We start from the raw sequence: 13,499 nt of genomic DNA on the forward strand, positions 1-13,499 counted from the left end.
GCCGCCGCGGCGCAGCGCCGGGCTGAGGGGGATGGATGCCAGCAGCGGCACCTCATCGCCGTCGGCGCTGAGTGCGCGAGCCACTGCCGCGCCGCCGCCCTCGCCGAACAGGTCGAGAAGGGTGCCGTCGGGCAGCGCGAACGCGGCCATGTTCTCGATCACGCCGATCACCCGCTGGCCGGTCTGCCTGGCGACCAGTCCGCTGCGTATCGCCACGTCGGCCGCTGCCGGCTGCGGCGTGGTCACCACGAGCACCTCGGCGTGCGGCAGAATCTGACCGATCGAGATCGCGATGTCTCCGGTGCCAGGGGGCATGTCGATGAGCAGCACGTCGAGGTCGCCGAAGAACACGTCGGTGAGGAACTGCTGCACGGTGCGGTGCAGCATCGGCCCGCGCCAGGCGACGACGGCCTCGCCGTCGCGCAGGAACATGCCGATCGAGACCGTCTTCACGTCGTGCGCGACCGGGGGCAGCATGAGATCGTCGATGCGCGTCGGCTGGGTGCCGGGTGCGATGCCGAGCAGTCCCGGGATCGAGAAACCGTGCACATCGGCATCCACCAGTCCGACCCGCAGCCCCTGACGGGCGAGGGCGACGGCGAGGTTCGCGGTGACGGTGGACTTGCCGACGCCGCCCTTGCCGCTCGAGACGAGGATGACGCGGGTCAGCGAGTCGGGGCCGAAAGGCATCTGACGGGCGGGGCGTCCCGCACGCAGCTTCTCGGTGAGCGCGCGGCGCTCGTCGGGGGTCATGACGCCCACGTCGACGGTGACGTCGGCGATGCCGGCGACGGATGCCGCGGCATCCCGGACGTCCTGCTCGATCCGCTGCGCGGCCGGGCATCCGACGATCGTGAGCACGATTCCGACCCGCGCCGTCGTGCCGTCGACGGTGATCTCGCGCACCATGTCGAGATCGCCGATCGGCCGGCGCAGTTCGGGGTCGGTGACGGCGGCGACAGCCGAGCGCACGCGGTCAGCGAGCGTCATGGCTGCTCTCGACGGTGCTCTCGTCGTCGTTGAGGTCGGCGAGCAGGGCCTTCAGCTCCTGGCGCAGCACGTCACGGGTGATCTGCTGGTTGGAGCGCTCCTCGAGGGCCATGCGCAGCGCGACGATCTCGCGGGCGAGGTACTCGGTGTCGGCGAGGTTGCGCTCGGCACGCTGGCGGTCCTGCTCGATCTGCACGCGGTCGCGGTCGTCCTGCCGGTTCTGCGCGAGCAGGATGAGGGGCGCGGCATACGAAGCCTGCAGTGACAGGATCAGCGTCAGCGCGGTGAATCCGAGGGCGGCCGAGTCGAAGCGCCACCAGCCGTTCTGCTCCGCCAGCATCGTGTAGCCGATCCAGAGCGCGCAGAAGAGTGTGAGGAGGGTGAGGAAGGTCGGGGTGCCCATCGCCCGGGCGACCCACTCGGTGAAACGTCCGAACCGATCCCGCGACGGGGCCTGCGTGCGCGTGACGCCCCGGGTGCCCGGGGTGTCCAGTCGCGCGGTGCGCGAGGGACGCGCCATCATCGGGTGCCCGCCGTCGACTCGTCGGCGTCGTGGGTGCGCCAGTCGTCGGGCAGCAGGTAGTCGAGCACGTCGTCGACGCTGATCGCGCCGACCAGGCGATGCGCGCTGTCGATGACGGGAAGCGAGACGAGGTCGTAGCTGGCGAGCATGCGCGCGACCTCCGCCGCCGACGCGGTGACGGCGACCGGCTCGACGGACTCATCGAGGATCGCGCCCAGCCGTTCGTGCGGGGGATAGCGGAGCATCTTCTGGAAGTGCACGACGCCGAGCAGACGCCCGGTCGGCGTCTCGAACGGCGGAAGCGTGACGAACACCGCCGCGGCGAGGGCGGGGTGCAGCTCGTGGCGACGGATGAGGGCCAGCGCTTCGGCGACCGTCGCGTCGGCCGACAGGATGATCGGCTCAGGCGTCATCAGGCCGCCGGCGGTGTCCGCGCCGTAGCGCAGCAGCATCCGGACGTCCTCGGCCTCCTCCGGATCCATCAGGGCGAGCAGGTGCTCGAGCCGCTCGGGAGACATCTGGGCGAGCAGGTCGGCCGCGTCGTCGGGGTCCATCTCGTCGAGCACGTCGGCGGCGCGCTCGTCGCCGAGACGATCGAGGATGCCGACCTGGTCGTCTTCGGGCATCTCCTCGAGCGCGTCGGCGAGCCGCTCGTCCGGCAGCTCTTCGGCCACCTCGATCCGCCGCTCCTGCGGGAGGTCGAGCAGGGTGGTGGCGAGGTCGGCCGCGTGCAGCTCGGAGTAGGTCGCGACGAGCTGCTCGGCGGACTGCGCCCGCCCCGGCTCACGCAGCTCGGCGACCTCGTTCCACGCGGCGAACGTCGTCGGCCCCTTCGCGAACGGCGATGCGCTGGTCTTCGCCTTGCGCAGGAACAGCTGGGTGATGCCCCATTCCCCGTGGCGGTCCTGCTCGATCGCGACGTCCTCGACGACCGCCGTGCCACCGCCGTCGGTGAGGCTGACCCGCCGGCCGAGGAACTCGGCGACGACGCGCACCTCGCCGGGTCGCGGCTGGAAGCGGCGCACGTTGATGAGGCCGGTGCTGATGACCTGACCCGCGCGGATCGAGGTCACGCGTCCGATCGAGAGGAAGACGTGGCGGCGTCCGGGGATCTCGATGACGAGGCCGATCACACGCGGCGAGGCCGTCTTGCGGTACACGATGACGACGTCTCGCACCTTGCCGAGGCGATCGCCCACGGGGTCGAAGACGGCGCATCCTGCCAGACGTGCGACGAAGACCCGTTGTGTGCTCACGGCTCAAGCGTAGTCCGCGAGTGCGCTGACGGCCCGGCGGGTGACGGCGCACAGGGGTCGATGGGACAATGGCCGGATGAGCATGCTGAATCGACCGGGAAAAGGCACCGACCTCGGCGAGGTGATCGCCTCGACGAAGGACTACGAGGCCGCCCAGAAGATCGTCTCGAAGCTGATCGCAGGAGAGGTGCCTGCGCGTGACATCGCCATCGTCGGCGAGGGCGTGCGCACGGTCGAGCGCGTGACCGGCAAGCTCGGATACGCAGCCGCCGCGCGGTCGGGCGCGACCAACGGCGTGCTGATCGGTCTGCTGCTGTCGGCCGTCATGCTGTTCGGCACGCCGGATGCCCCGATCTCGCTCTTCCTCGGGTTCCTGCTCATCGGTGTCGCGCTCGGCATGATCATGAGTCTGGTGACGTACTCGATCGTGCGTCGCCGTCGTGATTTCGCGAGCATGATGCAGATGCTGGCCGATCACTACGAGGTGCGGGTGCAGCCCGCGTCGCTGACCAAGGCGCGGGGCGTCGTGGGTCCGGAGCGCGCGCAGAGCGTGCGTCCGCCGGTCGACCTCAGCGAGCCGCCGCGGTACGGCGAGCGCGTTCCGCCGGCAGGTCAGGGTGGCTCGGCTGGCCAGGGCGGTTCGGCAGGTCAGGGCGGTTCGGCAGGGCAGGGCGGTTCTGCCGGCCCGGCGGACGAGTCCGGTCCGTCGACGCCGGCCGGACCCGCCTCTCCGTCGCCGCAGCCCGTCGCCGATCCCGCTCCTGCTCCGGATCCGGTCCCGGATCCCGCTCCTGCCCCGGACCCGGCTCCGGGAACGACCGGCGGTCCGGTCGTTCCGCCCAAGCCGCCGCTTCCGGGTGCGGAGCCCGGCATCGAGGGGGCCGACCCCGGGTCCGCCCCGAAGCCCGCCGCGGGCAGCGACCTGTCGAATCCGACCGACCCGCGATGACGGGCTCGAGCGGCCGGGCGACGGGCGCTTCGGCGTGGGCGCTGGGTCTGCTCGTGCTGCTGCCGGTTCCGTTCCTCGGGCCCTTGGCCGCCGGCGGCGGCATGATCGCGGCCCATGACTCGCTGTCGCGGCAGGGCCCGGTGGCGAAGCAGAACGCCGCTCTCGCCCGCTCGTGGGGACGGCTGTTCCTGATCGTGTCGACCGCGTTGCTTCTTCTGCAGTTGATTGTCGGGCTGGTGCGGTTGACGCAGCCGAGTGCTCCGGCGTCGGGTCTCCTTCCGCAGGGCATCCCGCTTCTGCTGTATGTGATGGTGTGCGTCGTGCATCTCGTGGTGGTGCTGGTCGCCCTGCGGCGCGCGCGTCGCGGTCAGATCGTGCGCCTTCCATTCGTGAGGAGCGCCTGATGGCGGTCGAGGTGCCGCTGCCGGCGGGATCGGTGACGGTGTCGACAGCGTGGGAGGAGCCGGATGGCGAGTCGCGCGGTGTCGTCGCGATCGCGCACGGAGCCGGTGCGGGCATGGATCATCCGTTCCTGGTCGGTTTCGCCGCGGCGCTGCGGGACGCCGGATTCACGACGGTGCGCTTCAACTTCCCCTATGTCGAGGCGGGCCGGCGGATGCCAGGGCCGGCCGCGCACGCTGTGCTGACCTGGCGCGCGGTGGTGACGTCGATTCGTTCCGAGCGTCCCGATGCTGCGATCTGGGCATGCGGCAAGTCGTACGGCGGCAGGATGGCGTCGATGGCTGTCGCGGACGGGCTGAAGGTGGACGGGCTCGTGTATCTCGGCTACCCCCTGCATCCGCCCGGCAAGCCGGAGAAGCTGAGGGTCGAGCACCTGCCTGCCGTGCGTCCGCCCCAGCTGTTTGTGGAGGGTACGAACGATCCGTTCGTGCAGCCGCTGGCGCAGCTTGAGGAAGCGGTGGCGTCGTGTCCGGATGCCAGGATCGCGTGGATCGACGGCGGTGGGCACTCGTTCGAGGTGAAGGGCGCCAAGCGGCCGGCTGACGTCATCGGCGCGGAACTGGCGCCGTTGGTGGTGGCGTTCATCGACGAGGTCGAGCGACGGCACGCGCCAAGGTGAGCATCGGGCTCCATCACATCGAGCTGTGGTTGGCAGATGGCCTGTCGGCGTCAGGTTCGCCGTGGCTGTCGACGCAGCTCGGCTTCGTTCGGAAGCAGAGCGGGGAGGGTGGCGAGTCCTGCTCGGCCGGTGGCGCTCACCTGAGGCCCACCATGTCGCCGACGTCGTCGGCGGTGCAGCATCCCGCCCCGTCGCACTATCTCACGCGATCGCGGGTCGGAAGCGCCGGGGCGGAGGGTCGATTCCGGCCCAGGCTGCGACGAGTGCTGCGCGTGCACGCAGGGGGATGGCCGGTTCTCCGCCGGGCGGATGCAGCAGGAACTCGCCTTTCCCTTCTCGAGTGATGCGCCATCCGCCGTGATGCAGCTGCATATGGTGATGTCTGCAGAGCAGGATGCCACGGTCGATATCGGTGCGACCCCGGTCGGCATGCCATTCGTCGATGTGATGGGCTTCACCGTACGATGCGGGGCGGTCACAGCCTCGCCAGCGGCATCCGCCGTCTCGGATGGCGAGCGCGATGCGCTGCGGGGGAGTGAAGAGTCGGTGTTCTCGGCCCACGTCGAGCGGATTGCCGCGGGAATCGATGGTGACCTGCACGGTCCCGCTCTCGCACACGTGCTGCTGGATGCTGGCGAACGGAAACGGCATGCCGTAGTCCTCGGTGCGCGCGCTGGTCGGGGTGCCGTCGCCGGCCTGCACCTGCACGAGGCGCACTCCGGCCTGGCGTGCGCCGAAGACGTCTTTCGCGTCGGCGAGAGAACCCGCGCGAAGCAGATCGATGAGCAGGTCGTAGAACAGCTGATCGTTGGTCCGAGAGTCGGCGGCGAGATCTCGAGCATTGTTCGCCTCGTCGGAGTCGACGAACCGCGGGCCCCCGCGACGTGGGCGCAGACCCGCGTCACGGATCGCTCTCATCCAGGCGGCGCCTTCGTCTTCGAACTCGATGTGCCCGCGCTCGCGTCCGTCGGCGTCGATCCAGGTGCGGAAGCTGCGCCGATCGTACCGCTCTGCGAACCGGCGCGCAGCGCCCTCGGGGTCGAGCTGGTCCCTGATCGCGCGGGCTTGGATGCGAAGCTCTTCGACGGTGCGGCAGCCGGCGTCGGCGATGAGCTGCTCTGCCGCTGCCGTCCAGGCGGCGTGCGTGTCGTCGGAGTCGTCGGTCGGCTGGCCGAGGCCGCGCTGGATCGCATCCTGCTGCGCCGGGGAGAGACGCCCCTGCAGCAGCGCCGTCGACAGCGGCGCATGCCAGGGCATCCGGGGAGGCGTCGTGTCAGAGAGCACAGGGACGGCGTCGTGGCCGCTCCACGACGTCTCATTCCCCTCCGCCGCAGCGGGGACGTCGCTGTCGAGGATGGACTGGCCCAGCCGCACCTGCCGCTGCGCATCGGCATGGCTGCTTCCGGTGAGCTCCTGCACGAGCGCTGCGGGAGAGCGGTGACCGCGGGACTGCGCCAGCCCGTCCTGCCCCGCCTCGCGCGTGGACCGGGCGGCGACGATGCCCGCGCCGACGATCCCGATCCGCTCCGCCGCGCGCACCAGCGCCGCCGCCGCGCCCAGCGCCTCGACCAGCTTCTCGCCCGGCAACGACGACATCCGCGCCGACAGATCCTGCACATCCGCATCTGCGCCGAACAGGTCGCGCAGAACCGCGACCTGAGCGTCGATGTCGGTGAAGAGGGCCATGACTCAATTGTGCGAGCGACCACCGACATTCGAACAAGAATTCGATCGATAATCGCGTCCGGAAGATCACGAAGAGATAACGAAAGGCGGTACTGCCGGATCCGCGTGAACATCCCGTGAGCGCAGCGGTCGACCGGCTGGCCCGCAACGCAAGAGCATGATGGCGGGTGAGGTCGCAGGAAGGTCGATCCACGACGGCTACAGGCGATACGAAGGTGCCTGCAGCCGGCGACCTCAGCTGTTGGACAGATCTGCTGGTGGCATCGCGCCCCGTCCCGACCTGACCGATTGCGGCCTCTTCGTATGCGCCTTGAGCGCGTGCAGCACCCCCAGCCGACCGCCTACAGCGCCGTGCGCACGATCGCGCGCACGAACAGCCAGGTGATCAGCACGAGCACCGAGATGGACTCTGAGAACCGCGCTCAGCGGCTCAGCTCTTCCGCAGCCGCGCGATCCACGCCTCGACGTCCTCGACCGTGCGGGGGATGTCGGCCGACAGGTTCTCGGCGCCGTCCGCGGTCATCAGGATGTCGTCCTCGATGCGCACGCCGATGCCGCGCAGCTCCTCCGGCACGGTCAGGTCGTCGATCTGGAAGTACAGACCCGGTTCGATGGTGAAGACCATGCCCTCTTCGAGCACCCCGTCGTAGTACATCTCGCGGCGCGCCTGCGCGCAGTCGTGCACATCGATGCCGAGGTGGTGCGAGGTGCCGTGCACCATGTAACGGCGGTGCTGGCCGCCGTTGTCGGCATCCAGAGCCTCCTCTGCGGAGACGGGCAGCAGGCCCCACTCCGCGGTGCGGCGCGCGATCACGTCCATCGCGGCTTCGTGCAGCGCGCGGAAGCGCACTCCGGGCTTAGCGACGGCGAACGCGGCGTCCGCGGCCTCGAGCACGACCTCGTACACGCGGCGCTGCACGTCTGAGAACGTGCCGTTCACCGGCAGGGTGCGGGTGATGTCGGCGGTGTACTGGCTGTCGACCTCGACACCGGCGTCGATGAGGATCAGGTCTCCCGGCACGACGGCGCCGTCGTTGCGCGTCCAGTGCAGGTAGCAGGCGTGATGGCCGGAGGCGGCGATCGTGTCGTAGCCCTCCCAGTGCCCGTCGCTGCGAGCCCGCTGGTGGAACACACCCTCGACGATGCGCTCGCCTCGGGGGTGCGCGATCGCGCGGTCGAAGTCGCGGATGATGTCGTCGAACCCGGATGCCGTGACCGCGACCGCATGCCGCATCTCGGCGATCTCGAACTCGTCCTTGACCAGGCGCAGCTCCGAGACGAAGCGGGTGAGCTCCTCGTCGACGTCGACGACGAGGTCGTCATCCCCGGCGACGAACGAATCCACGTGGGCGGTCGCGACGTCGAGGTCTGCGGCGACGCCTGCGAGCGAGGGGCGCGGCCCGATCCAGAACTCGCCGATCGTGGCATCCGAGTAGAACTCGCTGGTGGTGCGGTCGGCACGCTCGCGGAAGTACAGCGTGACCTCGTGTCCGTTCTCGGTCGGCTCGAAGACGAGCAGCGAGTCGGGCTCGGATTCGTTCGCCCACCCCGTGAGGTGGACGAAGGCGGAGTGTGCGCGGAACGGGTAGTCGGTGTCGTTGCTGCGCTGCTTGAACGATCCGGCCGGTACGACCAGGCGCTCTCCGGGGAAGGCAGCCGAGACCTTCGCGCGACGGGCCGCGGCGTACGCCGCCTGGGCGCGCGGGGCGGGCATGGACTCAGGGCGTTCGGCCCATCCGGTCGAGATCGTCTCGCGGAATCCACGGGGGAACGGCTGCTTGCGGGGGTTCTTCTCCGCTGCGACAGCCTCGGCGGGGGTCTCGACGGCGGCGTCGGTGTCTGCGCTGGTCATGCATCCATTGTGTCACTCGTCGCCGACACGGCACCCTGCCGCAGCGCCCCGGCGGACGCGCGACGCATGCCGCCCGGTTACCGGTTACCGACCCGCCGGCTCCAGCTGAGCGACGATCGCCCGATGGTCGCTGCCGCCCGCGTCCTCGAGCACGAGCGTTCCGGTCGCCTGCCATTCCGGGCTCGACATGATGTGGTCGATGGGTGCGCCGGCCAGATGCGGCAGGCTCGCCGGCCACGTGCCGACCATGCCGTTGCCGGTGCTCGCAGCGGCGTCGATGCAACGGCCCATGGTGCCGCCGTCGATGCCGAACGATGCCATGTGGTCGAGCGTCGCGTTGAAGTCCCCCGCGAGGATGAACTCGCCTTCCGGGCACTGGTCGGCGATCCACTCCAGGTCCGACCGCCACTGCGACATGTCGCCCTGGCGAGGCGCCACGGCATGCACGGCCACGATGGTGGGACCTGTGCCGTCGACGGGCATCGCCACGGCGCTCGGCACCGATCCGGTGTGGCTCGATCCGTCCAGCGACGAGTCGATCACCGAGTACTCGCCGAGGTCGGCCGAGATCAGGATCGTCGTCTGCCAGGCCTGCGGCCCGTCCGGCACGTCGGGCTGGATGTTGACGTGGTGCACCCACATCGGGCGTCCGGCATCGCGCATCATGATCGCGATCTGCTCGCCGACCTCCTCCGCGGTCTCGGGCAGCGACACGACGTCGATCTGCTGGTCGGCGATGACACCGGCGATCGTGTCGGCTGACACGGCGGCGCCCGCGGTGTTCCATGTGAGCACGCGCACCGCCTCATCGGTCTTCTGCGGCAGGGCATCCGAGCCGTATCCCCGAGTGGCCCCGATCACGCCGATCGAGCCGGCTCCGACCAGCGCCACGACGAGGATCGAAGCCGCGAAGCCGCGCAGCGGCCTCGCCAGGAGCAGCAGGGCGGCGACCAGGGCGACCACCAGGAAGGCGACCGCGAGCGCGATGCGGGAGGCGATGATCTGAGTGATCGGGAAGGTGAGCTCGAGATGGAAGAACTGCGGCCACACGAGAACCGCCGTCGCGATGGCGAACAGCACCGTGAGGAGGATTCCGACGAGTCGTAGCATCGTCCGAAATCCTAGAGGAGACGTCTGCGTCATCGCTGGCGGTACCCTCGGAGGATGACGTCAGGCCCCTCCACCCGCCCTCCGGGACCGAGCGACCTGCATCTGCACTCCAATCACTCCGACGGCACCGAGCCGCCGGCCGTGGTGATGCGTCAAGCGCACGGCCACGGCATCCGCACCGCCGCCCTCACCGACCACGACCGCACGACCGGCTGGCAGGAGGCTGGGGATGCCGCGGTCTCGCTGGGCATGACGTTCCTGCCCGGCATGGAGCTCTCGGCCAAGCACGAGTGGCGCAGCGTCCACGTGCTCGGGTACCTCTTCGATCCCGACGACCCCGACCTCGTCGCCGAGACCGATCGCATCCGCAGCGACCGGGTCGGTCGCGCGGAGCGGATCGTGCGCAGCATCGGTCGCGACTACGACCTCGGCTGGGACGACGTGCTGGCGCAGACGACCCCGGATGCCACGGTGGGCCGTCCGCACATCGCCGACGCGCTCGTCGCGCGGGGCATCGTCCGGGACCGCACGGAGGCGTTCGAGGGCATCCTGCATCCGCGCGAGGGCTACTACGAGCCGCACTATGCACCCGACCCGCTGGCGGCGGTGCGTCTGATCACGCGCGCCGGGGGAGTGGCCGTGATCGCGCATCCCGTCACGGCAGGACGCGACCGGATGATGCCGCTGACGTACATCGAGCGGCTGATCGACGAGGGGCTCGCCGGCTTCGAGGTGGATCACCGCGAGAACACCGCCGAGGGCAAGCGCCGGCTGCGTCAGATCGCCGCGCGTCACGACCTCATCGTCACCGGATCCAGCGACTACCACGGCGCGGGCAAACCCAACCGCCCCGGGGAGAACACCACCTCAGACGAGATGGTCGCCCGCATCGTCGAGCGCGCGAGCGGCGCATCGCCCCGCACCCCCTGAGACGCGATCGAGGCCCCTCCCGCTGAGCAGGAGAGGCCTCGATGAGCGTGAGGGGTCAGGCGCCGCTGGGGGCCGCACCGCCGCTGCGCCGACGACGGCGACGACGCTGCGGCGCCGGCTTGCCGTCGCGGTGCTCGCCGGTCGCGTCGCCGTCGTGCGTGCCCGCCCCGTCCGCCTCGCGTTCTGCGGGCGACGAGGAGCCGGATGCCTGCTGCTCGGTGCTCTCCGCGCCCTCGGCGAAGGTGGAGCCGACCTTGTCGCCCTCCGAGCTGCGACGGCGGCGACGGCGCCGCTTGGTCGCACCCTCGTCGGTGCCCTCGGCGGCGGCTTCCGCTGCCTTCTGCGGCTGACGCTGACGACGCTCCGACGCCGGCTTCTCGGCCTTCGGTGCGGTCACCAAGCGTCCCTTGGTGCCCTCGGGGATGTTCAGGTCGCTGTACAGGTGCGGGCTCGACGAATAGGTCTCGACGGGCTCGGGCTGGCCGAACTCCAGCGCGCGGTTGATCAGAGCCCACTTGTGCAGGTCGTCCCAGTCGACGAAGGTGACGGCGATGCCCGTCTTGCCCGCGCGGCCGGTGCGGCCGGCGCGGTGCAGGTAGGTCTTGTCCTCGTCGGGGATGGTGTGGTTGATGACGTGCGTGACGTCGTCCACGTCGATGCCGCGGGCGGCGACGTCGGTGGCGACCAGCACGTCGCGCTTGCCGGCCTTGAACGCCGCCATCGAGCGCTCGCGCTGCTCCTGGCCCATGTCGCCGTGCACGCCGCCGACGTTGAAGCCCCGGTCGCCGAGCTCGTCGACGAGCTTCTGGGCGGCGCGCTTGGTGCGGGTGAAGATGACGGTCTTGCCCCGGCCTTCGGCCTGCAGGATGCGGGCGATGATCTCGTCCTTGTCGAGCGAGTGCGCCCGGTAGACGATGTGCTTGATGTTCGCCTGCGTCAGGCCCTCATCCGGATCGGTGGCGCGGATGTGGATCGGGTTCGACATGAACCGGCGCGCCAGCGCCACGATGGGACCGGGCATGGTCGCCGAGAACAGCTGGGTGTGCCGCACGGGCGGAACCTTCGAGAAGATCTTCTCGATGTCGGCGAGGAACCCGAGGTCGAGCATCTTGTCCGCCTCGTCGAGCACGACCTCGGTCGCGTTCGAGAGGTCGAGCAGCCGCTGGTTGGCCAGGTCGATGAGACGCCCTGGCGTGCCGACGACGATCTGCGCGCCGGCCTTCAGCTGGTCGATCTGGCCCTCGTATGCCTTGCCGCCGTAGATCGCGACCACACTGGTGGAGCGGTTCGACGTGAGCAGGTCCATGTCCTCGTAGACCTGCACGGCCAGCTCGCGGGTGGGCACCACGATGAGCGCCTTGACGCCGTGCTCGGGGTTCTGGCCGAGCCGCTGCACCACGGGGATGCCGAAGCCGAACGTCTTGCCCGTTCCGGTCTTGGCCTGGCCGATGATGTCCTGGCCCGGAAGGCCGAGCGGAATGGTCTGCTCCTGGATGGGGAACGCATCGACGATCCCCTTCGCGGCGAGCGCGTCGATGATGTCCTGATCGATTCCCAGATCAGCGAATGAAGTCACAGTGTTCTCTTGCCTGTCCGGCGCGAGCGCGGCGTATGCCACGGGGGCGCCTCGTAACGGATCCACGCCGTCTCAGTTCATGCCAGGCGCGGGGCCCTGCTCCGATGGCAGGACGGGACAAGCCTACCGGAGGACGGCCCCGCGCCCAGTAGTGTGGGCTCGTGGTCAACTGGTTCTGGAAGCGTGCGCCCCAGCGGCGCACGCTGAAGCTGCGCAGCCGCGGGGAGGCGAGCGGCACGACGCGCGTCGACTTCGCCGAGCTCGCCCCGGAGCTGAATCGGTTCCTCGGGCAGGCCGCGTACCTGCAGCTCGGCTATTTCGAGACGCTCAGCCGAGGCATCCGCGGCACTCAGGAGCTGGCCCGCAAGGAGGCGCTCTCGCGCGCCGCCGGAGCCGCGCTCGACAAGCACCGCGGCATCGTGCAGGTGATCGCCGAACGCGGCGACGATCCGACGCAGGTGATGCTGCCGTTCCGCGAGAACCTCGACGAGTTCCGCCGCAAGACCATCGGCGAGCGGCAGGAGGAGACACTGCTCGCGGTGTACCTCACCGCGGGGATGCTGGACGACTTCTACCTCGCGCTGGCAGGCAGCTACGGCGAGACCGGGGAGCGGGTCGCCGCCATCCTGCGCCAGGACGACCGGGGCGGGGAGATCGTCTCGATCATCCAGGAGACGATCGAGAGCGACGACGAATGGCGCTCGCTGCTGTCGATGTGGGGGCGTCGCCTGGTCGGCGACACCCTGCTGGTGTGCCGCGACGCACTGCGGCCGGGGCGACTGGTCGCCGACGATCAGCGGATCGAGCCGGTGTACACCGAGCTGATGGGCGCGCACGCCAGGCGGATGGATGCCATGGGGCTCGCCTCGTAGCATCCCGGGCCGCATGCGCATCCGGCGGCGATCGCGTCAGATGCCGAGCGACTGCTTCTCGAGCGTGTCGCGGCGCGTGCGCTGCGACGTCAGGACGAGGGTGGATGCCGCGGCCAGCGCGAGACCCGCGCCGATGCTCACGACCCAGAGCAGTACGTCGCCCTCGCCGACGCCCGTCCACTGCATGATCGTGTAGACGGCGGCGGTCGTGGCGGTCGCGATCGCCGGTGTCACCGCGACGCCGCGCAGCTGACGCTGCGGCAGCGCGAAATGCAGGGCGACGCCCAGAGAGCACGCCGCGATCAGGGCGAGCAGGATGTACATGTCAGGCGAAGAAGCCGACGCGGCGCGACTCCTCGGTGCCCAGCTCGATGTAGGCCAGGTTCGCGGTGGGCACGATGTACGAGCTGCCCTTCGCATCGGTGAGGCTGATGTGGCTGGCGTTCTGCTCGAGGGCGGAGACCACCTGGGAGCGCACCTCGTCAGCCGTGCTGGAGGTGTCGAAGCTCAGCTCACGACCGGTGTTGATGATGCCGATGCGGATTTCCACGCGATCTCCTCGGGTTGGACGAACACCGGCAACTCTACCGGCTGGTCCCGCGCCGGGTCCGCCGTCGCACACGATTTCGCCGTGGGCGCACAGTCGTGCCGCATCCGGCCGCTGCGCGCGGTGT

14 protein-coding genes are annotated in these 13,499 nt (G+C 70.0%); 5 read left to right on the forward strand and 9 right to left on the reverse strand.

Annotation, left to right across the window (positions count from 1 at the left end; all coding sequences use genetic code 11):
• From BFN01_RS06220 to BFN01_RS06230, 3 genes are all read right to left on the reverse strand, one after another.
• Positions 1–990: Mrp/NBP35 family ATP-binding protein (locus tag BFN01_RS06220; protein ID WP_071642700.1), on the reverse strand; the 990-nt coding region annotated here is incomplete at its 3' end.
• Positions 977–1,510 (reverse strand): DUF1003 domain-containing protein, encoded by a 534-nt coding sequence (locus tag BFN01_RS06225; RefSeq protein ID WP_071642702.1) that lies wholly within the window; start codon positions 1,508–1,510, stop codon positions 977–979. The genes BFN01_RS06220 and BFN01_RS06225, both read right to left, overlap by 14 nt.
• The gene (locus BFN01_RS06230) at positions 1,510–2,769 is read right to left on the reverse strand and encodes a magnesium transporter (RefSeq protein WP_071642704.1); all 1,260 of its coding nucleotides are present in this window, start codon (positions 2,767–2,769) and stop codon (positions 1,510–1,512) included. Before BFN01_RS06230 ends, BFN01_RS06225 begins: the two co-directional genes overlap by 1 nt.
• A 76-nt stretch (positions 2,770–2,845) precedes the next feature.
• On the opposite strand from BFN01_RS06230, the gene BFN01_RS06235 reads away from it, so the two are divergent.
• From BFN01_RS06235 to BFN01_RS06245, 3 genes are read left to right on the forward strand one after another with little or no spacing between them, the layout of a single operon-like run.
• Positions 2,846–3,718, forward strand: coding sequence for a general stress protein (locus BFN01_RS06235; RefSeq protein WP_071642706.1), 873 nt, complete (start codon positions 2,846–2,848; stop codon positions 3,716–3,718).
• Entirely contained in the window at positions 3,715–4,122 is a 408-nt protein-coding gene (locus tag BFN01_RS06240; RefSeq protein WP_071642708.1) for a hypothetical protein, read from the forward strand. Before BFN01_RS06235 ends, BFN01_RS06240 begins: the two co-directional genes overlap by 4 nt.
• The gene (locus tag BFN01_RS06245) at positions 4,122–4,799 is read left to right on the forward strand and encodes an alpha/beta family hydrolase (RefSeq protein WP_071642710.1); all 678 of its coding nucleotides are present in this window, start codon (positions 4,122–4,124) and stop codon (positions 4,797–4,799) included. Before BFN01_RS06240 ends, BFN01_RS06245 begins: the two co-directional genes overlap by 1 nt.
• Before the next feature lie 201 nt (positions 4,800–5,000).
• On the opposite strand, the gene BFN01_RS06250 is transcribed toward BFN01_RS06245, so the two are convergent.
• From BFN01_RS06250 to BFN01_RS06260, 3 genes are all read right to left on the reverse strand, one after another.
• Positions 5,001–6,485, reverse strand: coding sequence for an HNH endonuclease signature motif containing protein (locus BFN01_RS06250; RefSeq protein ID WP_071642712.1), 1,485 nt, complete (start codon positions 6,483–6,485; stop codon positions 5,001–5,003).
• A gap of 430 nt (positions 6,486–6,915) precedes the next feature.
• Positions 6,916–8,337: an aminopeptidase P family protein gene (locus BFN01_RS06255; protein ID WP_071642714.1), complete on the reverse strand. Its 1,422-nt coding sequence runs from the start codon at positions 8,335–8,337 to the stop codon at positions 6,916–6,918.
• A gap of 84 nt (positions 8,338–8,421) precedes the next feature.
• A complete protein-coding gene (locus BFN01_RS06260; RefSeq protein ID WP_071642716.1) occupies positions 8,422–9,447 on the reverse strand; it encodes an endonuclease/exonuclease/phosphatase family protein in 1,026 nt (341 codons plus the stop codon).
• Positions 9,448–9,501: 54 nt separating this feature from the next.
• Between BFN01_RS06260 and BFN01_RS06265 the strand changes: the two genes are divergently transcribed.
• A complete protein-coding gene (locus BFN01_RS06265; protein WP_071642718.1) occupies positions 9,502–10,377 on the forward strand; it encodes a PHP domain-containing protein in 876 nt (291 codons plus the stop codon).
• Positions 10,378–10,432: 55 nt separating this feature from the next.
• Here BFN01_RS06265 and BFN01_RS06270 read toward each other — a convergent pair whose 3' ends face one another.
• Positions 10,433–11,953: a DEAD/DEAH box helicase gene (locus tag BFN01_RS06270; RefSeq protein ID WP_071642749.1), complete on the reverse strand. Its 1,521-nt coding sequence runs from the start codon at positions 11,951–11,953 to the stop codon at positions 10,433–10,435.
• A gap of 161 nt (positions 11,954–12,114) precedes the next feature.
• On the opposite strand from BFN01_RS06270, the gene BFN01_RS06275 reads away from it, so the two are divergent.
• Positions 12,115–12,825 (forward strand): ferritin-like fold-containing protein, encoded by a 711-nt coding sequence (locus BFN01_RS06275; RefSeq protein ID WP_071642720.1) that lies wholly within the window; start codon positions 12,115–12,117, stop codon positions 12,823–12,825.
• A gap of 36 nt (positions 12,826–12,861) precedes the next feature.
• Here BFN01_RS06275 and BFN01_RS06280 read toward each other — a convergent pair whose 3' ends face one another.
• Both BFN01_RS06280 and BFN01_RS06285 read right to left on the reverse strand, forming a co-directional pair.
• Entirely contained in the window at positions 12,862–13,149 is a 288-nt protein-coding gene (locus BFN01_RS06280; RefSeq protein ID WP_071642723.1) for a hypothetical protein, read from the reverse strand.
• A gap of 1 nt (position 13,150) precedes the next feature.
• Positions 13,151–13,375 (reverse strand): DUF3107 domain-containing protein, encoded by a 225-nt coding sequence (locus BFN01_RS06285; RefSeq protein ID WP_071642725.1) that lies wholly within the window; start codon positions 13,373–13,375, stop codon positions 13,151–13,153.
• Between the last annotated feature and the right edge of the window lie 124 nt (positions 13,376–13,499).

This window comes from Microbacterium sp. AR7-10, assembly GCF_001878835.1.
GTDB classification, from domain to species: Bacteria; Actinomycetota; Actinomycetes; order Actinomycetales; family Microbacteriaceae; genus Microbacterium; species Microbacterium commune.